The organism is Micromonospora sp. NPDC049201 (assembly GCF_055586805.1).
In genome coordinates, this window is the sequence record NZ_JBVJHM010000011.1 from 252625 (window position 1) to 273483 (window position 20859).

Consider the following 20859-nt stretch of genomic DNA (forward strand, 5'->3'; position numbering starts at 1 on the left):
GGTCGCCTCGACGAAAGGCTCCCCGATGAACATCGCTCGTCTCGCCGCCCGGCTGGCCGTGGGCGCCACGGCCGCGGCGGTGGCCACCGCCGTCGCCGCCGCGCCCGCCCAGGCCGGCGCGAAGCAGCCCGGCACGCGTTCGCTGGCCGCGGTGCTCACCGCCGACAAGAGCGGCTTCGACCGTAACGCGCGGGACTTCGACGTGCTCACCAAGGCGGTCCTGACCGTGCTGGAGGCGAAGCCGAACTCGCCGGTGAAGGTGCTCACCGACGGCACGGTCGCGCTGACCGCGTTCGTGCCGAACGACTACGCGTTCCGCGAGCTGGTCCGCGACATCACCCACGCGCGGACGCTGCCGAGCGAGAAGGCCGCGTTCGACGGGGTCGCCGGCCTGGGTGTGGACACCGTGGAGAACGTGCTGCTCTACCACGTGGTGCCGGGCGCCACGATCGACCGGAAGGCGGCGCTGAAGGCCGACGGCGCGGAGCTGTCGACCGCGCTCGGCGCCTCCGTCGAGGTCGACGTGCGGCACTGCTGGTACGGCAAGCAGGTGCGCCTGGTCGACGCGGACACCAACGACCGTGACGCGCGGGTGGTCCGCTACGACATCAACAAGGGCAACAAGCAGATCGCCCACGCGGTGGACCGGGTGCTGCGCCCGGTCGACCTGCCCTGACCCACGTTCCTTCCGACGGCGTCCGGCTCCGTGCCGGGCGCCGTCGTCGTGTCGCCGGTCAGCGGACGGGGTGGCCGAACCGGCTGCTCAACGCCAGCCCGGCGGAACAGCTCAGCTCACCGGGGGCGAGCTGGACGTGGGAGGGCCGCCAGGTCTCGGCGGCGCCCGTCGGGCCGACGCGGGCGAGCAGGCAGTCGTACTGGCTGGCCCGCAGCGCCACGCCGACCGTGCCGCCCCGCACGGCGATCTCCTGCCGCACGGCCGGGTCGAGTTCCAGGCCGGCCACGGCGGCACGGACCGCGGCCTCGTCGGGGCCGGACCGGGTGAGCGCCGCCCGGAGCCGAGCGTCGACGCCGGTGAGGGACGGGTCCCGGGGGATCGGCAGCGGGTCGCCGGTGGGGCAGTCGATGTCGTCGTCGCGGTCGTCCCGTTCGGGGCCGAGGTTCAGCCGGAAGCAGACCGGCTCGGTGCCCTCGACCCGCTCGCCCCAGTCGTTGACGCCGACCCCGTGCCCGGTCACCCGCAGCACCAACGTCACCCCGGTCTGCCAGTGCGTCTCGCCGCGCACCTGGAGCACCTCCACCGCCTCCTCCTGCCCGGCGGCGTGCACGAACTCGTCGGCCTTGTAGAGGTGGTCGACGTCGAACCGGCTCTCCAGCCGGTCGACCGTCCCGGTCGCGTCGGCGACCGCGCTGTCGTGCCAGGGCGTCTCGCCCGGCCGGTGCGCCCACCACAGCCCGGCGGCCAGCACGAACGGGGCGAGCGCGAACGGGGTGAGGACGGCGATCAGCGTGCGGGAACGCATGGCGCGGAGTATGCCGTACGGTCGTTCGCGCCGTGGACCCGTCGATCACCGGCGTCGGTGTCTCCCCTGGTGGGCGGTGCGCCCCGTGTCGTACCGTGCTCGCCGTGACCGCGCCCGATCATGTCCCGCCCGGCCCGGTGGCCGTGCTCGCCAACCCGACCGCCGCCCGGGGCCGGCACCGGGGCCTGCTGCCGGAGGTCCTGGCGCGCCTCGATGCCGCCGGCCGCCCGGTGGAGCTGCTGCGCGCGCGTACCGCCGGGGAGGCGGAGGCGGCGTGCCACGCCGCGGTGGCCGGCGGCGCCGGGGCGCTGGTCTCGGTCGGCGGCGACGGCACCGTGCACCGTGCGGTGCAGGCGGTCGCCGGCACGGCGGTGCCGTTCGGGCCGGTCCCGGCCGGCACCGGCAACGACTTCGCGGTGGACACCGGCTACCCGGCCGACCCGCTCGCCGCCGTCGACGTGATCGCCGCCGCGCTGGCCGCGGGCCGGACCCGCCCGGTGGACCTGGCCCGGCTGTCCCGGCCCGGCGACGACGACCGTTGGTTCGGTGCGGTGCTCGCGGCCGGCTTCGACGCGATCGTCAACGAGCGGGCCAACCGGATGCGCTGGCCGCGCGGTCGGCGCCGCTACGACCTGGCGATCCTGGTCGAGCTGGCGCGGCTGCGCCCCCGCCGCTACCGGCTCACACTCGACGGCGTGCCGCACGAGGTGGACGCGGTGCTGGTCGCGGTCGGCAACGCGGCCAGCTACGGCGGCGGCATGCGGATCTGTCCGGACGCCGACCCGACCGACGGGCTGCTGGACGTGGTGGTGGGCGGTCGCTTCGACAGGCGCACGCTGATGCGGGTCAAGCCTCGCATCTACCGGGGCACCCACGTCACGCACCCGCTGGTACGGACCTACCGGGCGCGGACGGTGGAGTTGGCCGCCGACGGCATCACCACGTACGTGGACGGCGAGCGGGCGTTCCCGTTGCCGGTGACCGTCACCGCCGTGCCGGCGGCGCTGCGGCTGCTGAGCTGACCACGGCCGGTGGTGGGGCGGCGGCGCGGACCGCGCCCGCGCTCGCGGCCACCACCAGCGCGATGGCGAGCACCTCGACCGGGTGCAGCGCCTGACCGAGGACCAGCCAGCCGGCCAGCGCGGCGATCGCCGGTCCGAGGCTCATCAGCACCGCGAACGTGGCGGTGGGCAGCCGCCGCAGCGCCGCCAGCTCCAGGCTGTAGGGCAGCACCGAGGCGAGCAGCGCCAGCCCGGCGCCGAGCCCCAGCACCGCCGGGTCGGTCAGCCGGCCGCCCGCGTCGACCAGCCCGATCGGCAGGGTGACAAGCGCCGCCACGGTGAGGGCCAGGGCCAGCCCGTCGGCCCGGGGGAACCGCGCGCCGACCCGGGCCGAGCAGACGATGTACGCCGCCCACATCGTGCCCGCCGCCAGCGCCAGCGCCGCGCCGACGGGGTCCAGCCGGTCGAAGCCGCCCTGCCCGAGCAGGGCGACCCCGGCCAGCGCCAGCCCGGCCCAGCACCACGCGGCGACCCGGCGCGCCCCGACCACGGAGAGCGCCAGCGGGCCGAGCACCTCCAGCGTCACGGCCGGCCCGAGCGGGATCCGTCCGATCGCCTGGTAGAAGATCGAGTTCATGCCGGCCAGGGCCAGCCCGAACGCGACCACGGCAGCCCAGTCGCCGCGCCGGTGCCCGCGCAGCCGGGGCCGGCACACGACGAGCATCAGCAGCGCGCCGAGAGTGAGCCGCAGCGTGACCGCCCCGGCCACCCCGGTACGCGGGAACAACGAGGCGGCCAGCGCGGAGCCGAACTGCACGGACAACGCCCCGCCGAGCACCAGCGCCACCCCACCGAGCCGGCCCGGCGGCAGGGGGCGGCGGGCGGTGCCGCCGCTGACCTCAGCCGGCATGCCGGACATCGGGCCGGGCACGCCGGCCCCGGCGCTCCGCCGGGCGGCCGGCCCGAGGCTCCGCCGCGCGGCCGGCTCGACGACCCGACGCGTGGCCGGTCACCGGACGCCGGCCAGGTCGAGCACGGCGCCCAGCCCGTTCGGCCGGCCGGGTTCGGCGCACGGCAGCACCAGCACGCCGCAGCCGGCCGCCACCGCGCCGGCGTCGGCCGGGGTGTCGCCCACCATCAGCGTGTGCTCCGGGTCGACGCCGAGCAGCCCGCAGGCCCGCAGGAAGATGCCCGGGTCCGGCTTGCAGCGCCCCACCTCGTACGACAGCGCGTACGCGTCGACAAGCGCGTCCAGGTCCCAGGCGGTGAAGAGCGGTCGCAGGTCGAAGCCGATGTTGCTGACCACCGCCGTCTTCACCCCGGCCGCCCGCAGCGCGCCGAGCACCGGCGCGGTGTCCGGGTACGGCAACCAGCCCTCGGGCACCAGCACCCGCTCGTAGAGCGCGTCGGCGAGCCCGTCGATGCCGGCGTCGACGGTCTCGGCCAGCCCGGTGTAGGCCCCCCGGTGGGCGTGCGGATAGAGGTCGCGGTCGGCCCACAGCTCGGCCAGCCGGGGCGGCACCCGGGCGGGCAGCGGGCCGCCGGCCCGGCCGGCGGTGAGCAGCCGGTCGGCGAGCGAGGTGGCCTTGATCCGGTCCAGTTCGACCCCGCAGGCGGCCGCGCCGGCGCGCACCCAGGCCAGCGGCTCCTCGACCTGGGCGAGGGTGCCGTGGAAGTCGAAGAGCACCGCCTCCACGGGCCGGCGGGACGGGCTCGGGCGGACGGCGTCGTCGGCGCCGCGCGAGGCGTGGGGCAGTTCGGTACGGTCCGGCACGTCGTGCACCCTACCGACCCGCTCCGACGGCCCTGCCGGACGGCCTTGACCGGTGGTCGTCGGCGGTACCGATTAATCTTGGATGCATGTCGAGCCCCGCCGAGCGGTACGCCGCGGCGCGCCGCCGGGCCGCGCAGGCCTACGCCTTCCCGGCCCTGGACGAATTCTCCCGCGATCTCGGGTTCGACCTCGACGACTTCCAGCGGGAGGCGTGCGAGGCCCTGGAGCGGGGCAGCGGCGTGCTGGTCTGCGCGCCCACCGGCGCCGGCAAGACGGTGGTGGGCGAGTTCGCCGTGCACCTGGCGCTGCGCGGCACGCCTGGTGGTGACGGGCCGGCCGTGCGGCGCAAGTGCTTCTACACCACGCCGATCAAGGCGCTGTCCAACCAGAAGTACCACGACCTGGTCGACCGCTACGGCGTCGCGCAGGTCGGCCTGCTCACCGGCGACAACGCGATCAACGGGGACGCGCCCGTGGTGGTGATGACCACCGAGGTGCTGCGCAACATGCTCTACGCCGGCTCGGCAACGCTCGAGGGCCTCGCCTACGTGGTGATGGACGAGGTGCACTACCTGGCCGACCGGTTCCGGGGCGGCGTGTGGGAAGAGGTGATCATCCACCTGCCGGAGTCGGTGACCCTGGTCTCGCTGTCGGCCACCGTCTCCAACGCCGAGGAGTTCGCCGACTGGCTGGTCACCGTGCGCGGCGAGACCGCGGTGGTGGTCTCCGAGCACCGGCCGGTGCCGCTCTGGCAGCACATGCTGGTCGGCAAGCGCATGTTCGACCTGTTCCACGACGCCGACGCGGCCCGCAAGCACGACGTCCACCCCGAGCTGCTGCGTCACACCCGGGACACGGTGCGCCGGCTGGAGCTGGGTGAGGGGCGCAGCGCCGGCCCCGGCGGCGGGCGGCGTGGCCCCCGCTGGCGGGGCCCGATGCGCCCGGACATCGTCGACCGGCTCGACCGGGAGGGGCTGCTCCCGGCGATCCTGTTCATCTTCAGCCGGGCCGGCTGCGACGCCGCCGTGCAGCAGTGCCTCGCCGCCGGCTTGCGGCTGACCTCGCCCGACGAGCGCGCCGAGATTCGCCGAGTGGTCGAGTCCAAGGTCACCGCGATCCCGGGTGAGGACCTGTCCGTGCTGGGCTACTGGGAGTGGCTCGACGGGCTGGAGCGTGGGCTCGCCGCCCACCACGCCGGCATGCTGCCCGCGTTCAAGGAGGTCGTCGAGGAGCTGTTCGTCCGCGGCCTGGTCAAGGCCGTCTTCGCCACCGAGACGCTCGCGCTGGGCATCAACATGCCGGCCCGCTGCGTGGTGCTGGAGCGCCTGGTCAAGTTCAACGGTGAGGCCCACGTCGACCTCACCCCGGGGGAGTACACCCAGCTCACCGGCCGGGCCGGCCGGCGGGGCATCGACGTGGAGGGGCACGCGGTGGTGGTCTGGTCGCCGGAGACCGACCCCCGGCACGTGGCCGGCCTCGCCTCCACCCGCACCTATCCGCTGCGGTCCAGCTTCCGGCCGTCCTACAACATGGCCGTCAACCTGGTCGGCAGCGTCGGCGCGGCGCCGGCCCGGGAGCTGCTGGAGTCCTCGTTCGCCCAGTTCCAGGCGGACCGCTCGGTGGTCGGCCTGGCGCGGCAGGTGCAGCGCAACACCGAGACGATCGAGGCGTACGGCGCGGAGGCCACCTGCCACCAGGGCGACTTCGACGCGTACTTCGCGCTGCGGGTGGCGATCGCCGACCGGGAGCGGGCCATCGCCCGGCAGGGGCAGACCCAGCGCAAGGCGGCGGCCGTCGCGTCGCTGGAGCGGCTACGGGTCGGTGACGTGATCCGGGTGCCGTCCGGCCGGCGGGCCGGCCTGGCCGTGGTCCTCGACCCGGCGACCGGTGGGTTCGGGGAGCCGCGCCCGCTGGTGCTCACCCAGGACCGCTGGGCCGGCCGGGTCAGCCCCGGCGACTTCACCACCCCGGCCGAGGTGCTCACCCGGATCCGGGTCCCGAAGCACTTCAACCACCGCTCCCCGGCGGCCCGGCGCGACCTGGCCGCCGCGGTCAGCGGCACCGGGCTGGACCGGCACGGCGGCCGGCGCGGCGGCCGGTCCCGTCAGGCGGTGGGGGAGGACCACCGGCTCAGCCAGCTCCGCGTCGAGCTGCGCGGGCATCCCTGCCACGCCTGCCCCGACCGGGAGGAGCACGCCCGCTGGGCGGAGCGCCGCCGCCGGTTGGAGCGCGACACCGAGGAGCTGCGGGAGCGGGTCAGCGGGCGGACGGGCTCCCTGGCCCGTACGTTCGACCGGATCGTGGCGCTGCTGACCGCGCGCGGCTACCTGGCCCCCGACGGTGAGGTCACCGACGCCGGCCGGACGCTGGCCCGGATCTGGACCGAGGCCGACCTGCTGGTCGCCGAGTGCCTGCGCCGCCGGGTGTGGGACGGGCTGTCCCCGGCCGAGCTGGCCGCCGCCGTGTCGGTGGTGGTCTTCGAGGCCCGGCGGGACGTCGACGAGCGGGCGTCGCTGCCGCGCGGTGCGGTCGGCGACGCGGTCGACGAGACGCTGAAGCTGTGGGGCGACATCGAGGCGGACGAGGCGGCCCGCGGTCTGGCCGTCACCCGCGAGCCGGATCTCGGCTTCGCCTGGCCGGTCTACCGGTGGGCGCGTGGGGAGGCGTTGGCCAAGGTGCTCGCCAGCGGGCACCAGATCGACGGCGAGATGCCGGCCGGCGACTTCGTCCGGTGGGCCCGACAGGTGGTCGACCTGCTCGGCCAGCTCGCCGACTCGGGTGGCGCGTCGACCGAGCTGCGCTCCACCGCGCGGCAGGCGATCTCGGCCGTGAACCGGGGCGTCCTGGCCTACCACGCCTCCGCCTGACGATCACTTTCGGTCACCGTCGGCGGTGAATCGACGCATCGCTGCGTCATCGCGACGGCACCCCCCGAACATGAGGGGGCCGCCGTCATGACTGGTCAGACACTGCCGGATCATTGCCGGGGCGCGTCGGGTCACGCGTCGGTAGCGGATCGGGGGAAGGTCACCGTGGGCGAGATCAATCATTTCGAGTACGGGTGGATCACACCCGCGCTCAGCTACGCGCTGTCCGTGCTCGGCTCGGCGCTCGGACTGGTCTGCGCGGGGCGGATCCGGACCGCCACCGGCGCCGGCCAGCGGGCCTGGTGGGGTCTGCTCGCCGCCTGGGCGTTGGGCGGCACCGCCATCTGGGCGATGCACTTCATGGCCATGCTCGGCTTCGCGGTCACCGGCACCCGGATCCGGTACGACGTGCCGCTGACCGCCGCCAGCACGGTGATCGCGATGGGTGCGGTCGGCATCGGCCTGGCCATCGTGGGCACCGGTCGGCTCACCGCGACCCGGCTGCTCGCCGGCGGCTTCTTCACCGGTGCCGGGGTGGCCGCCATGCACTACACCGGCATGGCGGCGATGCGGCTGGACGGCACGCTCGGCTACGACCCGCTGCGGGTGACGCTCTCCGTGGTGATCGCGCTGGTGGCCGCCACGGTGGCGCTCTGGCTGGCGATGACCGTCCGGCGCGGCGTCGCCATCATCGCCTCCGCGCTGGTCATGGGCATCGCCGTGAACGGCATGCACTTCACCGGCATGAGCGCGCTGTCGGTGCACCTGCACGAGGGCCGGGGCGCGGCCACCGGAGGCACCGAGGTCAGTGGTCTGCTGGTGCCGATCGTGCTCGCGGTGGTCTTCGGCGTGGTCGGGCTGGTCTACGCGCTGCTCGCCGCGCCGTCCGACGACGACCGGGCCGGCGCCGCGTACGTGGCGGCACGGCTGGACGGCGCGTCGCCGGTGGCCGAGGCCGAACCGGCGCCGGACCCGGTGGGCCTGCGCGCCCGGTCGGCACCGACCTCCTCGACACCGCCCGCCGCGACACCGGACCCGGTCGGCCTGCGGGCCCGGTCGACGCTGGCCCAGCCAGGCGCGCAGTTCCCCTCCCGCCGGAACACCGACCGACGCCCCTGACCCGCTCCCGCCCCCCAGGGCCCACGGCCCACGGCCACTAATTCACGGAAAGAGTGGCCATCCCGCCCGGAATGGCCACTCTTTCCGTGAAATAGCGCGGGGCGGGGGCGCGGCGGGGGCGGCGTGGGTGACGGGGTGCGGGGCGGCGCGGGGCGACGCGCCGGGTGCGGGGCGGCGGGGCGGGAAGGGGTGGGTCAGGGGCGGGGAGGGGTGGGTCAGGGGCGGGGGGTGGCGAGCGCGTCGACCAGGCGTCGGCAGGAGCCGGCCAGGTTCCACCGCTGCGCCAGGTCGAGCAGTCGGTCCGGGTCGGCCGGGGACGTCGGCAGCGTCGGGTCCAGCTCGGGCAGCGGCACGTCGGTGGCGACGCGGACCACCTTGGGCGCCACGGCCAAATAGTCGCGGGCGGCGTCGAGCTTGCCGCGCAGGCCCGGCGCGAAGCCGGAAGCGGGATCGTCGAGCGCGGCCAGGATGCCGTCGAGGCCGCCGTAGCGGTCGATCAACCGGGCGGCGGTCTTCTCACCCACCCCGGGAACGCCCGGCAGGCCGTCGCTCGGGTCGCCGCGCAGCGCGGCGAAGTCGGCGTACCGGTCGGCGGGCACGCCGTAGCGGGCCCGAACCGCGGCGTCGTCGCAGTCGTCCAGCTTGGCCACGCCCCGCCCGACGTAGAGCAGGCGTGTCGGGTGGTCGTCGTCGACGAGCTGGAACAGGTCGCGGTCGCCGGAGACCACCTCGACCGGCCCCGGCTGGGTCACCGAGAGCGTGCCCAGCACGTCGTCGGCCTCGTAGCCGGTCGCGCCGACCGCCGGGACGCCGAGCGCGTCGAGCACCTCGAGGATCATCGGCACCTGCGGGGAGAGTGTGTCCGGCACGACCTCGCCACCCTGCGGCGCGACCCGGTGCGCCTTGTACGACGGCAGCAGCTCCACCCGCCAGGCCGGCCGCCAGTCGTGGTCCAGCGTGCAGATCATCCGGTCCGGCCGGCGGGTGCGCACCAGTTGGGCGAGCATGTCGAGGAAGCCGCGCACGGCGTTGACCGGCTGGCCGTCGCCCGTCTTCGCCGCCGACTCGGGAATGCCGAAGTAGGCGCGGAAGTAGAGGCTGGGGGAGTCGATCAGCAGGATCGGGGGTCGGTGTGCCACGCCGACCAGGGTGGCACAGCCCACCGACGAGGTGGGGGACGCACCCGTGCGCCTGGAAACCGGCGGCCCGGTGAGCGCCGGTGCGCGCAGACTGGCCCGGTGAGCTTCGTACCCGGTCTGATCCTGGCCCGCCGGTTCCACGACGAGGTGGTGGCCCCGCTGCTGGCCCGCCGGCTGCCCGGCCTGCGGTACGCCGCCGGCCTGCTCGACGGCGGCTCCGAGCTGTTCGGCCTCGACACGCCCCGCTCCACCGACCACGACTGGGGTCCGCGTAACCAGGTGTTCGTGGCGGACGCGGCGCGGGTGCCCGAGGTGCGCGCGGTGCTCGACGCGGAGCTGCCGGGGGAGTTCCTCGGCTGGCCGGCCCGGTTCGTCGGTGGCCCGACGGTCCGGCTCGGGGTGGCCCGGGCGGACGGTGACCGGCACGGGGTGAGCGTCGACGAGCTCGGGGCGTGGCTGCGGGACCGGCTGGGTGTCGATCCGCGGGCCGGCCTGACGGCGGCGGACTGGCTGGCCACGCCGACGCAGCGACTCGCCGAGCTGACCGGGGGCGCGGTGTTCCACGACGGGCTGGACGGGGCGCTCACCGCCGTCCGCGCGCGGCTGGCGTGGTACCCGGACGACGTGTGGCGGCACGTGCTGCTGGCCGGCTGGCAGCGGGTGGCGCAGGCCGAGCACCTGGCCGGCCGGTGCGCCGAGGTCGGCGACGACCTGGGCAGCCGGATCGTCGTCGCCGGGCTGGCCCGTGACCTGATGCGCCTCGGCCTGGTGCTGCACCGCCGCTGGCCGCCGTACCCGAAGTGGCTCGGCACGGTCTTCGCCGGCCTGCCGGCGGCGGCGCCGGTCCGGGACGCGCTGGCGGTCGCGCTCGGGCCCGGCGACTGGCCGGTCCGGCAGGCTGGTCTGGTGCGGGCCCTGGAGACGGTGGCGGCCTGGACCAACGACGCCGGGCTGGCCGCGTCCGTGGACCCGACCGCCCGTCCGTTCCACGACCGACCGTTCCTGGTGCTGCACGCGGGTCGGTTCGTCGAGGCGCTGCGCGCGGCGATCGACGACCCGGAACTGCGCGACCGGCCACCGGTCGGCGCGGTGGACCAGTACGTCGACAACGTCGACGTGCTCACCCACTCGGACCGGGTCCGGCGGGTCGCGGCGGCGGTGACCGCGACGGGGTGAGGCGCGACCAGTTTGCTTTGTTCCGGACTTTTCACAAGGTGCGAAAAAAGCAGGGGAAGTCGCTGCCGGGAATTGACATGCGCCACTGCGTGCGGGGATGGTCCACCGCACGGGCGGCCACCCTGGCACGCCCGTGCCCGTTCCCCGCACTCCACCCGTCCCGGAGCTGCCCATGTCACCCCTTCCGCCCGTCCGCCGCCGGCCGGTCCGCCGGCTGCTCGCCGCGCTGGCCGCGCTGCTCGCCGCCGGAGCGCTGACCGCCCCGGCGGGGCCGGCCCGCGCCGCCGACCCGCTGCTGTCCCAGGGCCGACCCACCACCGCCTCCTCGACCGAGAACGCCGGCACCCCGGCGTCCAACGCCACCGACGGCAACACCGGCACCCGCTGGTCCAGCGCGTTCGCCGATCCCCAGTGGATCCAGGTCGACCTCGGCGCGACCGCCACCGTCTCCCGGGTCAGCCTGGCCTGGGAGGGGGCGTACGCGCGGGCCTACCAGGTGCAGACCTCCACCGACGGCGCCACCTGGACCACGGTGTTCAGCACCACGAACGGGGACGGCGGCACCGACGACCTGACCGTCAACGGCACCGGCCGCTACGTGCGGGTGTACGGCACCGCGCGGGCCACCGCCTACGGCTACTCGCTCTGGGAGTTCCAGGTCTACGGCACCACCGGCGGCGGCAGCGGCTGCGACACCGCGACGAACGCGGCCCAGGGCCGGCCGGCCACCGCCTCGTCGACCGAGAACGCCGGCACCCCCGCCTCGGCGGCGGTCGACGGCGACCCGGGCACCCGCTGGGCCAGCGCCGCCGCCGACCCGCAGTGGCTCCGCGTCGACCTGGGCAGCGTGCGCACCGTCTGCCGGGTGGTGCTCACCTGGGAGGCCGCGTACGCGCGGGCGTACCAGATCCAGACCTCGACCGACGGCGCCACCTGGACCTCGGTCTACAGCACCACCAGCGGCGACGGCGGCACCGACGCGGTGACCGTCAGCGGTTCCGGCCGCTACCTACGGGTGTACGGCACGGCGCGGGCCACCGGCTACGGCTACTCGCTCTGGGAACTCGCCGTCAACACCACCGGCGGCGGCACCGTGCCCGGCGGGGGGCCGCTCGGGCCCAACGTGCTCACGTTCGACCCGTCGATGTCGGCCACCACCATCCAGACCCAGCTCGACGCCGTCTTCCGCGCCCAGGAGTCGAACCAGTTCGGCACCGAGCGGTACGCGCTGCTGTTCAAGCCGGGCGACTACTCCGGCATCAACGCCCAGATCGGCTTCTACACCTCGATCATGGGGCTCGGCCGGAACCCCGGGGACGTGCGCATCCACGGCGACGTCACGGTGGACGCCGGCTGGTTCGGCGGCAACGCCACCCAGAACTTCTGGCGTTCGGCGTCGAACATGCAGGTCTTCCCGTCCGCCGGGTTCACCCGTTGGGCGGTGTCGCAGGCCGCGCCGTTCCGCCGGATGGACATCCAGGGTGACCTGAACCTGGCCCCGAACGGCTACGGCTGGGCCAGCGGCGGCTACATCGCGGACAGCCGGGTGACCGGCGTGGTCCAGCCGTACTCCCAGCAGCAGTGGTACACCCGGGACAGCAACGTGGGCGGCTACCTCAACGCGGTCTGGAACGTGACCAACTCCGGCGTGGTCGGCGCGCCCGCCACCAGCTTCCCGAACCCGCCGTACACCACGCTGGCGCAGACCCCGGTCAGCCGCGACGTGCCCTACCTCTACCTCGACAGCGGCGGCGCCTACCAGGTGTTCGTGCCGTCCACCCGGACCAACGCGGTCGGCGCGTCCTGGCTGGGCGGCGCCACGCCCGGCACGTCGATCCCGCTGAGCCAGTTCTACGTGGCGAAGCCCGGTGACTCGGCGGCCACCATCAACACCGCGCTGGCCCAGGGGCTGAACCTGCTGTTCACGCCCGGCGTCTACGCCGTCGACCGGACCATCGCGGTCAACCGGCCCGGCACGGTCGTGCTCGGCATCGGCTACCCGACGCTGGTGCCGCAGAACGGTGTGGTGCCGATGACGGTCGCCGACGTCGACGGGGTCCGGCTCGCCGGGCTGCTGTTCGACGCCGGCGCGGTGAACTCGCCGGTGCTGTTGCAGGTCGGCCCCGCCGGCTCGGCGGCCCGGCACGCCGCCGACCCCACCTCCGTGCAGGACGTGTTCTTCCGCATCGGCGGCGCGCACGCCGGAAAGGCGACCACCAGCCTGGTGGTCAACCAGGACGACGCGCTGATCGACCACATCTGGGCCTGGCGGGGCGACCACGGCACCGGCATCGGCTGGACCGTGAACACCGCCGACACCGGCCTGATCGTCAACGGCGACAACGTCACCGCGCTCGGGCTCTTCGTCGAGCACTACCAGAAGCACGAGGTGATCTGGAACGGCGAGAACGGGCGCACCATCTTCTTCCAGAACGAGCTGCCGTACGACCCGCCGAACGCCGCCGCCTGGACGAACGGTTCCCGGGTCGGGTACGCGGCGTTCAAGGTCGCCGACGCGGTCACCTCGTTCGAGGGCTGGGGGATGGGCAGCTACTGCTACTTCAACGTGGACCCGACCATCGCCGCCTACCACGCCTTCGAGGCCCCGACCCGGGCTGGTGTGCGGTTCCACGACCTGCTCACCGTCTCGCTGGGCGGCAACGGGTCGATCACCCACGTCATCAACGACACCGGTGGCCCGGCACAGGGCACGAACACCGTGCCGGTCAACGTGGTCAGCTATCCCTGACCGGGCCCGGGGCGGCCGGCACGCGCCGGCCGCCCCGTCGGCTCGGGATCTCCGGCCGCCGCCGGCTCAGGAGCTGCGGGCGGGGGCCGGATCGGGCGTCGCGGCGTGCTCGCCGTGGGCGTCGGGCCCGACCGGGGCGAGCGCGAGCGCCCGCGCGGCGGCGAAGCCGACCAGCGGGCGGTAGATCCGGACCGAGTCGGCGAGCGCGGAGAAGTGCGATCCCGAGTTGCCGGCGTGGTAGCGGGTGGCGATGTCGACCTGCTCGATCGGCAACCCGGCCCGGACGGCGTCCAGCAGCACGTTCATCTCGTACTCGAAGCGGTCGCCGGGGACCGAGGTGAGCCGGTGCAGCAGCCCGGCCGGGTAGGCGCGCAGCCCGGTCTGGGTGTCCCGCACGTCCCGGCCGGTGGCCAGCCGGAACGCGGCCCGGGTCGCCGCGTTGCCGAACCGGCTGCGCGCCGGGACCTCGCCGTCGAACCGGCGCACCCCCAGCGTCTGGGCGCCGGTGTCACGCATCCGGTCGACCACCCGGACCACGTCGGAGACCAGGTGCTGGCCGTCGGCGTCCACACAGACCACATCCTCGCCCGGGCGGTGCGTCAGGGCGTACCGGAAGCCGGTGCGCAGCACCACGCCCTTGCCCCGGTTGACCCGGCGGCGCAGCACGGTCGCGCCCCGGGCGCGGGCGTCGGCGAGCACCGCGGCGGCGTCCGGGCCGCTGCCGTCGTCGACGACCAGCACGGACGCCCCGGGCAACGCGGCGGTCAGGTCGGTGACGAGCGGCGGCAGCCGGTCACCCGGCCGGTACACCGGCACCAGCACGATCACGGAACCTCCCGGGGTGGCGTCGTCCGCCGGCGCGGCCCGCCGGGTGGATCGACGAGCGCGTTCTACCCCGCGCGTCGGGCCGCGAATCCCCGCGTGCCGAGCAGCCGTTCCACGCGGTGGGCGGCGCGGGTCAGCCCACGTTCGCGGCGCAACAGCGCCTCCGGGGTACGCAGGCCCAGATAGCCGATCCGGCAGGCCACCCGGGCCGCCCGTTCGCGTCCGGCCGGCACCGCGTCCGGGCCGGTCACCGGCACGTCCAGCAACTGCGCGCCGCGCAGCCGGAGCGCCCGCGCGGCGAGCAGCCGGATGCGGGGCAGGTGCCACGGATGGGAGACCAGCCCGAGCGGACGGGCGGGGGTGAACCCGGCCGCGCCGAGCAGTCCGTCCTGGACGGTGAGCGCGAGGTTCTGCAACGTGGTGCGGGAGCGCGTCTCGGCGTCCAGCCGGGCGTACGCGTCGAGGCCGGCGTCGCGGGCGAGCGCCCGCATCAGCTCACCCTCGCGGCAGCCCGCCGGCGGGTCCGGCGCCCCGGCCGGCCCGTGCGGCCAGCCGCCGGTGAACACCACCTGGGCGTCGGGAGCGGCCCGGAACTCGGCCGCGTGGGCACGGACGTACGCGACGGCGGCCCGGGTGCGGGCGACACCCTCGGCGGTGAGCCGGTAACCGTGGTCGTCGGCCACCACCCCCCGGCCGAAGACCAGCAGCACGGTCGCGGTCGGCGTCATGTGCTCACGCTACGGCCCGGGTGGGGGCGGGCCGGCGGCGGCCCGAAGGGGGAGGGCCGCCGCCGGCCGCCCGGTCAGGAGGTGGGGAAGTTGTCCGGGGTACGGATCCGGTTGCGCAGGTACGCGCCGGACTCGGTCAGCACCGACGTGCCGGTGAAGTTCCCCGCCGCGCAGGTGCCCGGGCGCAGCGCCGCGCTGCCCTCGGGCGCGTCCGAGAACGTCCAGTTGGCGTAGCTGATCTTCAGCCGGTCGAGCAGGTCGAGCCAGGCGTTGCTGCTGGCCGTGTCGACCGCGCCGTCACCGGTGTAGGTCACCGTGCCGAACTCGGTGACGAACAGCGGCAGCCGGGCGGCGGCCCGCTGCACCTCGTTGCGGTAGTTGTCCCTGTGCGACGCGGCGTAGAAGTGGAACGTGTACATGATGTTCTCCGCCCGGACCGGGTTGTTGACGATCTCGTCGGAGTTGCCGCCGTCGGACACGCCGAGCGAGGACCAGCCCCGGGTGCCGACGATGATCACGGCGTCCGGGTCGTTCGCCCGGATCACCGGGATGACCTGCTCGGCGTAGTTGCGGATGGTCGACCAGCTCACCCCGTTGGGCTCGTTGGTGATCTCGTAGATGACGTTCTTCTTGGCCGCGTTGCGCGCCGACACGGTGGCGAAGAACGTCTTGGCCCGGTCCAGGTTGTAGGTCGGGTCGCCGGGGGTCAGCGTGTGGAAGTCGATGAGCGCGTACATGCCCCGGGCCTCGGCCTTGTCGACGAGCGTGTTCACCTGGTTGGTGAACGCGGCCGGGTTCGTCTCGTAGCCCTGCTCCTGCACGTACATCGCGATGCGCAGCAGGTCGGCCTGCCAGTCGTTGGCGAGCGCGTTGAGGGAGGTGTCGGTGTAGCAGTTGGCGAACCACTGCAACCCGTGCGTGCTCATGCCGCGCAGTTGGATCGGGCGGCCGTACTGGTTGCAGAGGTTGACCCCGCAGACCCGGAGCTGCCCGTTGATCGCGACCGGTGTGGTGCCGGTGGGCGGTGGCGGGGTGGTCGGCGGGGGAGTGGTCGGGGGTGGCGGCGGTGTGACGGTGGGGGGCGGCGTGCTGGTGCCGCCGGTGCAGACCGTGCCGTTGAGCGTGAACGAGGTCGGGTTCGGGTTCGACCCGGTCCACGAGCCGTTGAAGCCGACGGTGGTGCTGGCGCCGGTGCCGAGCGCGCCGTTGTAGTCCAGGCTGCGCGCGGTCACCGCGGTGCCGCTCTGCTGCCAGGTGGCCGACCAGCCCTGCACCACCCGCTGGCCGCCGTCGGGGAAGCTGAAGCCCAGCGTCCAGTTGCTCACCGGGTCGCCCAGGTTCTTCACTGTCACGTTGGCGGTGAAGCCGCCCTGCCAGGAGTTGGTGGTGTAGGTGACGGCGCAGCCGGTCGCCGCCATCGCGTCCGTCGTCGGCATGACGGCGGTCGCCGCCAGGGCGAGCGCGCCGACCGCGCCGCCGACGAGCAGATGCCGCCGGGACGGGCGAGAAGTCGAGAACATGCGGGAAGGTCCCATCTGGTGGGTGGTGATCGGACGGTGCCCGTCGTCAACCTGCCCGGAAAGCCCGACGTGGCGGCCTGGGGAGCGCTCCCACGCCAGAGGGTAGAGGCGTACGCCGATACGTGCAACCGGCGGATCAGCGCCGGGAGCGTCGTCCGCCGTAGAGCCGCAGCGCGTTGCAGACGTCGAACACGCCGGGCACGTCCCAGGCCAGCTCGGCGGCGACCCGGCGGGTCTCCGGATCGGCGACCAGGCCGGCGAGGATGACCACCCGGTTCTGCACGGTGACCGTGATCTGCTGCCGCCGGGTGGTCCAGTCGGCACTGAGCCGCTGGGCGACCAGGGAGGCCAGCCGCACGTCCGCGCCGTCGGGCTCCGGCCCGTCGCCGGCGAACGGGAAGTCGGGGTACGGCCAGGGCATCATCACTGCGGGAAGCTCCTTCTGCTCGCTCATGACCTCGGGTCGGGTGCGGCACCCGACGCCGGGACGCGGTCGTCGACGACGGAGAACACGCCGTCGAGCCGCATGGTGTGCAACACGGTCAGCACGAACCGCGACGGCGCCACCAGGCACAGCCGCCGGCCAGTCCGCCGAGCCTCCTGGTGCGCGCGGACCAGCAGGCCGAGGCCGACGGAGTCGATCACCTCCAGGCCGGCGAGGTCGACCAGCACCCGCTCGCCCCGGACGTGCCGGTCGGTCAGTGCCCGGCGGACCGCCTCGGCGGAGTCCGTCTCCGGCGCGGCCGGTTGCCCCCCGACCTGCTCCAGGTCGTCCAGGCCCAGCCCGTCGTCGGCGACCATCGCCCGAGCGCTGCACCGGGGGCAGTGGTGCGGTCCGGAGGCGAACGGGGAACCGACCCAGTCGTGCTCGAAGACCAGCGTCCACACCACCTCGGCGTCCGGCAGCGTGGCGCCCGTGCCGGTCACGCTGTCGCCGCAGGTGTCGCAGATCAGCATCATCAGGTGTTCCGCCGGTACGACCGTCACACCTCCTCCTTCCGCCGGGCCCCCGGGTCGGGCGGCGCCGACCGTTCCGCCCCGGGCCGGCCGGCGGCCAGCACCGCGAGGATGACGGCCAGGGCGGCGAAGCCGCACTGCACCAGCAGGGACACCAGCACGGTGCCGTCCGGCCGTCGGTCGACCAACCCGGTCACGATCGCGCCGAGCAGCGCGGCGGCCACCCCGAGCGCGAGGGTCAACCAGACCGGTACGGCCTTTCGTCCCGGGACGGCCAACCGTCCCAGCCCGCCCACCGCGAGTCCCACGACGAGCGCCCCGACCAGCGTGCCGACGGTCACCACTCCTCCTCAGCGCGGCGCGGACGAGACCCGGGCCCGGCCGCGCGTGGCCGGGCGGGGCGTGTCGACGATGGGGACGGTCAGGCCGAGCCCGGCGGTGGCCAGGATGCGCCGGATCCGGGGATGCGGGTTGCTCAGCGTGAGAGTTCCGTCACGCCTGGCGAGTTGGCGGTGCACGTCCAGCAGCAGTGCGATGGCGGCGGCGTCCACGTGCCGGCACTCGGCCAGGTCGATCGTCACCGCGCGGGGGCGCAGCGCCAGGATCTGATCCAGCACGTGGGTGACCTCGGGGAGTCCGGCCAGGCCCAGTTCCTCGGTGATCTCCACCCGGACGTGCGGCACGGTGGGCTCCGGCGGGGAGGGCGGCAGGCTGGTGGTCATCAGATCGCTTCCGTGACGGGTTCCGGTCCGCTCCCACTCTGGGCGGTGACCGTGGAGGTCACCGGACGGTTGGATGACGGTTCGATGACAAAAACCACGAACGGCCGGCGCGATTGGGCGACCCGTGCTGGGCCGGTCATGATGCCCATATGACGGCCGTACTGGTGATCGAGGACGACGACCGTATCCGGCTCGCGCTCCAGCTCGCGCTGGAGGAGGAGGGCTACCAGGCCGACGGGGCGGCGACCGCGGAGGAAGGGCTGCGTCGGCAGCGGGAGAACCCGGCCGACTACGTGCTCGTCGACCTGATGCTGCCCGGCATCGACGGCTTCGACTGCATCCGTCAGTTGCGCCGCGACGACGACGTCCCGGTCGTGGTGATCAGCGCCCGCGACGACACCCACGACATCGTCGCCGCGCTGGAGGCCGGCGCCGACGACTACGTGGTCAAGCCGGTCGCGATCAAGGAGCTGTCGGCCCGGCTGCGGGCGCTGCGCCGGCGGGTCCGGACCGTGGCCGGCCCCGCCCCCGCCCAGTTCTTCGGCGACCTGGAGATCAGTGCGGAGGCCGGCGAGGTGCGCCGCTCGGGCCACCCGGTGCCGGTGACCCGCACCGAGTTCCGGCTGCTCTGCGAGCTGGCCGAACACGCCGGTCGGGTGCTGTCCCGGCAGCAACTGCTGAGCCGCGTCTGGGGCTACGAGACCGGTGACGAGCGGCTGGTCGACGTGCACGTGGGCCGGCTGCGGCAGAAGATCGAATCGGATCCGGCCAACCCCCGCCACCTGGTCACGCTCCGGGGCCTCGGCTACAAGCTGCAACGATGAGTCGACCCGGACTGCGCGCCCGGGTCACCGCCGCGTTCGCCGTCGGCGCGCTGCTGCTGGCCGCGCTGATGGCGCTCTTCTCGTACGACCTGACCCGTCGTTCGCTGCTCGACGAGCGTGAGCGCACCGCGGTCCGGGCCGCGTACTACGACGCCGGGGTGGTCCGGTCGGGGCTGGACACCGGTGCGCCGGACGTGGTGGCGGTGCTGCGCTCGCTGGACACCGGCAGCGCCCGGCGTCCGCTGCTGCACCTGCGTACCGGCTGGTACGCCCGCACCGCCGACGTGGGTGCCAGTTCGGTGCCGGCGGAACTGCAACGCGTGGTCGCCGACGGGCAGCCCGCCGTGCAGCGGATCCGCCTCGACGGGCAGCCGACGCTGCTGGTCGGGGTGCCGCTCCCGGGCGAGCTGGGTTACTACGAGCTGACTTCGCTGCGTGAGGTGGAGGACACGTTCCAGGTGGTCGGGCTGGCGCTGACCGCGGTGGCCATCATGATCGCCGGGGCCGGCGCGGCGCTGGGCTGGTACGCCACCCGCAGCAGCCTCCGCCCGCTCACCGCGGTCGCCGACGCCGCCGAGCGGATCGCGGCCGGCGACTTCGCCACCCGACTGGACCCGACCACCGACCCGGATCTCACCCGCCTGTCCAGCTCGTTCAACGAGATGGTCGACAAGCTGGTGCAGCGGATCGACCGGGACCGGCGGTTCGCCGCCGACGTCAGCCACGAGCTGCGTTCCCCGCTCCAGACGCTGGCCGCGGCGGCGAGCGTGCTGAACCGTCGCAAGGAGCACCAGGACGAGCGCACCGCCACCGCGGCCGGCCTGGTCGCCGACGAGGTGGCCCGGTTCCAGCGGCTGGTCGACGATCTCATCCAGCTCGCCCGCACCGAGCAGCCCGCGCACCGGCAGACCGTCGACGTGGCCGAGTTGGCGCGGGCCGCCTGCCGGGAACGGTCGTTGCCGGAGGGCCTGGTGGAGGTGGCCGACGGGGTGCCGCACCAGTGGTGGGTCGACCGCCGCCGGTTCGCCCAGGTGCTGCTGAACCTGCTGGAGAACGCCGAGCGGTACGGCGGCGGCCCGGTCGCGGTCCGCCTCGGCGCGGCGGACGGGGTGGGCGTCCTGGAGGTCGACGACGAGGGGCCGGGGGTGCCGCCGGGGGACCGGGAGGCCATCTTCGACCGGTTCGTCCGGGGTCGGGCCGCACACGCCCGGGCCGGCACCGACGGTACCGGCCTCGGGTTGGCCCTGGTGGCCCAGCACGCCGCCGCGCACGGCGGCACGGCCACCGTGCTGGACCGGAACCGGGGCGCCCGGTTCCGGGTCGAGCTGCCGGGAGCGGTCCGGTGACGCGGCGGGCGGTTCCGGGTCTCGCCGCCGGCCGGCGGCCGACCGTGCGACGGCTGGTTCCGGCGCTGCTCGCGGTCGTGCTGCTGGCCGGCTGCGGCGTGCCGGTCGACGACGAGCCCCGGCTGGTGCAGCCGCCGCCCGGGCGGTTCCCGACGCCGGCGGGCACCACCACGGCCGACCCGGACGGGCGGGTGGACGAGCCGTTCTGCTTCGTACGCGACGACGGGCTGGCGGTGGTCACCCGCCGGGTGGACGGCCTGCCCGGGGTGGACGCCCACCTCCAGCACCTGCTGGCCGGGCCGGACCAGACGGAGCGTCGGCGAGGGCTGGCCACCGCGTTGCCGGGCACGGTGGCGGTGGCCGGCGCGGCGCTGGCCGGCACCGTCGCCACGGTCGACGTGCGGCAGGCCGGCGAGGAGACCGGTCGTAACGACGAGGTGCTCGCGTTCGGGCAGATCGTGTGCAGCCTGACCCAGCGACCGGACGTGGACAGCGTCGCGTTCCGTAGGGACGGCGAGCCGCTGGAGGTGCCGCGCGCCGACGGAAGCGTGTCGGCACTGCCGCTGACCGCCGCTGATTACCGTCCGCTGCTACCGCGCTGATTTTTTGTCCACTTATGAGGCAAACATCC

Annotated in this window: 20 protein-coding genes; 9 read left to right on the plus strand and 11 right to left on the minus strand. The window is 74.6% G+C overall.

What is annotated here, in order from left to right:
- Positions 1 to 25: 25 nt before the first annotated feature.
- The gene (locus tag ACZ6O5_RS24325) at positions 26 to 676 is read left to right on the plus strand and encodes a fasciclin domain-containing protein (protein ID WP_107155602.1); all 651 of its coding nucleotides are present in this window, start codon (positions 26 to 28) and stop codon (positions 674 to 676) included.
- Positions 677 to 734: 58 nt separating this feature from the next.
- Here the strand turns inward: ACZ6O5_RS24325 and ACZ6O5_RS24330 are convergent, their stop codons facing one another.
- A complete protein-coding gene (locus ACZ6O5_RS24330; RefSeq protein ID WP_465980090.1) occupies positions 735 to 1481 on the minus strand; it encodes a hypothetical protein in 747 nt (248 codons plus the stop codon).
- 95 nt (positions 1482 to 1576) lie between these two features.
- Here ACZ6O5_RS24330 and ACZ6O5_RS24335 point away from each other — a divergent pair, with 95 nt between their 5' ends.
- Positions 1577 to 2503, plus strand: a complete 927-nt coding sequence (locus ACZ6O5_RS24335) for a diacylglycerol kinase (protein ID WP_465980091.1) — start codon at positions 1577 to 1579, stop codon at positions 2501 to 2503.
- On the opposite strand, the gene ACZ6O5_RS24340 is transcribed toward ACZ6O5_RS24335, so the two are convergent.
- Together ACZ6O5_RS24340 and ACZ6O5_RS24345 are read right to left on the minus strand one after the other, a co-directional pair.
- On the minus strand, positions 2466 to 3392 hold the full coding sequence (locus ACZ6O5_RS24340) for an EamA family transporter (protein ID WP_465980092.1): 927 nt from the start codon (positions 3390 to 3392) through the stop codon (positions 2466 to 2468). The two genes, ACZ6O5_RS24335 and ACZ6O5_RS24340, sit on opposite strands and share 38 nt — an antisense overlap.
- A 99-nt stretch (positions 3393 to 3491) precedes the next feature.
- A complete protein-coding gene (locus tag ACZ6O5_RS24345; protein ID WP_465980093.1) occupies positions 3492 to 4256 on the minus strand; it encodes an HAD family hydrolase in 765 nt (254 codons plus the stop codon).
- 86 nt (positions 4257 to 4342) lie between these two features.
- Here ACZ6O5_RS24345 and ACZ6O5_RS24350 point away from each other — a divergent pair, with 86 nt between their 5' ends.
- Both ACZ6O5_RS24350 and ACZ6O5_RS24355 read left to right on the plus strand, forming a co-directional pair.
- Complete coding sequence (locus ACZ6O5_RS24350; protein ID WP_465980094.1) at positions 4343 to 7123, plus strand: DEAD/DEAH box helicase; 2781 nt, start codon at positions 4343 to 4345, stop codon at positions 7121 to 7123.
- Positions 7124 to 7288: 165 nt separating this feature from the next.
- Positions 7289 to 8242, plus strand: a complete 954-nt coding sequence (locus ACZ6O5_RS24355; RefSeq protein WP_465980095.1) for an MHYT domain-containing protein — start codon at positions 7289 to 7291, stop codon at positions 8240 to 8242.
- Positions 8243 to 8457: 215 nt separating this feature from the next.
- On the opposite strand, the gene ACZ6O5_RS24360 is transcribed toward ACZ6O5_RS24355, so the two are convergent.
- Positions 8458 to 9381 (minus strand): 5'-3' exonuclease, encoded by a 924-nt coding sequence (locus tag ACZ6O5_RS24360; protein WP_281940787.1) that lies wholly within the window; start codon positions 9379 to 9381, stop codon positions 8458 to 8460.
- A gap of 99 nt (positions 9382 to 9480) precedes the next feature.
- On the opposite strand from ACZ6O5_RS24360, the gene ACZ6O5_RS24365 reads away from it, so the two are divergent.
- Positions 9481 to 10557, plus strand: a complete 1077-nt coding sequence (locus tag ACZ6O5_RS24365; protein WP_465980096.1) for a DUF4037 domain-containing protein — start codon at positions 9481 to 9483, stop codon at positions 10555 to 10557.
- Positions 10558 to 10729: 172 nt separating this feature from the next.
- Positions 10730 to 13306, plus strand: a complete 2577-nt coding sequence (locus ACZ6O5_RS24370; RefSeq protein ID WP_465980097.1) for a discoidin domain-containing protein — start codon at positions 10730 to 10732, stop codon at positions 13304 to 13306.
- Between the two features lie 66 nt (positions 13307 to 13372).
- Here the strand turns inward: ACZ6O5_RS24370 and ACZ6O5_RS24375 are convergent, their stop codons facing one another.
- From ACZ6O5_RS24375 to ACZ6O5_RS24405, 7 genes are all read right to left on the minus strand, one after another.
- Positions 13373 to 14134: a glycosyltransferase family 2 protein gene (locus tag ACZ6O5_RS24375; RefSeq protein ID WP_465980098.1), complete on the minus strand. Its 762-nt coding sequence runs from the start codon at positions 14132 to 14134 to the stop codon at positions 13373 to 13375.
- 62 nt (positions 14135 to 14196) lie between these two features.
- Entirely contained in the window at positions 14197 to 14859 is a 663-nt protein-coding gene (locus ACZ6O5_RS24380; protein ID WP_465980099.1) for a YdcF family protein, read from the minus strand.
- Between the two features lie 74 nt (positions 14860 to 14933).
- Complete coding sequence (locus ACZ6O5_RS24385; protein ID WP_465980100.1) at positions 14934 to 16379, minus strand: cellulase family glycosylhydrolase; 1446 nt, start codon at positions 16377 to 16379, stop codon at positions 14934 to 14936.
- A 136-nt stretch (positions 16380 to 16515) separates the two neighbouring features.
- Complete coding sequence (locus ACZ6O5_RS24390; RefSeq protein ID WP_281942650.1) at positions 16516 to 16806, minus strand: BON domain-containing protein; 291 nt, start codon at positions 16804 to 16806, stop codon at positions 16516 to 16518.
- Positions 16807 to 16829: 23 nt separating this feature from the next.
- Positions 16830 to 17366: an STAS domain-containing protein gene (locus ACZ6O5_RS24395; protein ID WP_465980101.1), complete on the minus strand. Its 537-nt coding sequence runs from the start codon at positions 17364 to 17366 to the stop codon at positions 16830 to 16832.
- A complete protein-coding gene (locus ACZ6O5_RS24400) occupies positions 17363 to 17677 on the minus strand; it encodes a hypothetical protein (protein ID WP_465980102.1) in 315 nt (104 codons plus the stop codon). Before ACZ6O5_RS24400 ends, ACZ6O5_RS24395 begins: the two co-directional genes overlap by 4 nt.
- A 9-nt stretch (positions 17678 to 17686) precedes the next feature.
- On the minus strand, positions 17687 to 18058 hold the full coding sequence (locus ACZ6O5_RS24405; protein ID WP_465980103.1) for an STAS domain-containing protein: 372 nt from the start codon (positions 18056 to 18058) through the stop codon (positions 17687 to 17689).
- Positions 18059 to 18207: 149 nt separating this feature from the next.
- On the opposite strand from ACZ6O5_RS24405, the gene ACZ6O5_RS24410 reads away from it, so the two are divergent.
- The 3 genes from ACZ6O5_RS24410 to ACZ6O5_RS24420 are packed head-to-tail and all read left to right on the plus strand — an operon-like array spanning position 18208 to position 20830.
- Positions 18208 to 18882: a response regulator transcription factor gene (locus ACZ6O5_RS24410; protein WP_465980104.1), complete on the plus strand. Its 675-nt coding sequence runs from the start codon at positions 18208 to 18210 to the stop codon at positions 18880 to 18882.
- Positions 18879 to 20228 (plus strand): HAMP domain-containing sensor histidine kinase, encoded by a 1350-nt coding sequence (locus tag ACZ6O5_RS24415; RefSeq protein ID WP_465980105.1) that lies wholly within the window; start codon positions 18879 to 18881, stop codon positions 20226 to 20228. The genes ACZ6O5_RS24410 and ACZ6O5_RS24415 overlap by 4 nt, the downstream gene beginning before the upstream one ends.
- A gap of 44 nt (positions 20229 to 20272) precedes the next feature.
- Positions 20273 to 20830, plus strand: coding sequence for a GerMN domain-containing protein (locus ACZ6O5_RS24420; protein WP_465980139.1), 558 nt, complete (start codon positions 20273 to 20275; stop codon positions 20828 to 20830).
- Positions 20831 to 20859 lie beyond the last annotated feature (29 nt).

Coding starts and splice junctions, on each gene's coding strand:
- ACZ6O5_RS24330 (WP_465980090.1), bottom strand. CDS start 1,481: ATGCGTTCCCGCACGCTGATCGCCGTCCTCACCCCGTTCGCGCTCGCC.
- ACZ6O5_RS24415 (WP_465980105.1), top strand. CDS start 18,879: ATGAGTCGACCCGGACTGCGCGCCCGGGTCACCGCCGCGTTCGCCGTC.
- ACZ6O5_RS24340 (WP_465980092.1), bottom strand. CDS start 3,392: ATGCCGGCTGAGGTCAGCGGCGGCACCGCCCGCCGCCCCCTGCCGCCG.
- ACZ6O5_RS24380 (WP_465980099.1), bottom strand. CDS start 14,859: ATGACGCCGACCGCGACCGTGCTGCTGGTCTTCGGCCGGGGGGTGGTG.
- ACZ6O5_RS24325 (WP_107155602.1), top strand. CDS start 26: ATGAACATCGCTCGTCTCGCCGCCCGGCTGGCCGTGGGCGCCACGGCC.
- ACZ6O5_RS24410 (WP_465980104.1), top strand. CDS start 18,208: ATGACGGCCGTACTGGTGATCGAGGACGACGACCGTATCCGGCTCGCG.
- ACZ6O5_RS24405 (WP_465980103.1), bottom strand. CDS start 18,058: ATGACCACCAGCCTGCCGCCCTCCCCGCCGGAGCCCACCGTGCCGCAC.
- ACZ6O5_RS24350 (WP_465980094.1), top strand. CDS start 4,343: ATGTCGAGCCCCGCCGAGCGGTACGCCGCGGCGCGCCGCCGGGCCGCG.
- ACZ6O5_RS24385 (WP_465980100.1), bottom strand. CDS start 16,379: ATGTTCTCGACTTCTCGCCCGTCCCGGCGGCATCTGCTCGTCGGCGGC.
- ACZ6O5_RS24370 (WP_465980097.1), top strand. CDS start 10,730: ATGTCACCCCTTCCGCCCGTCCGCCGCCGGCCGGTCCGCCGGCTGCTC.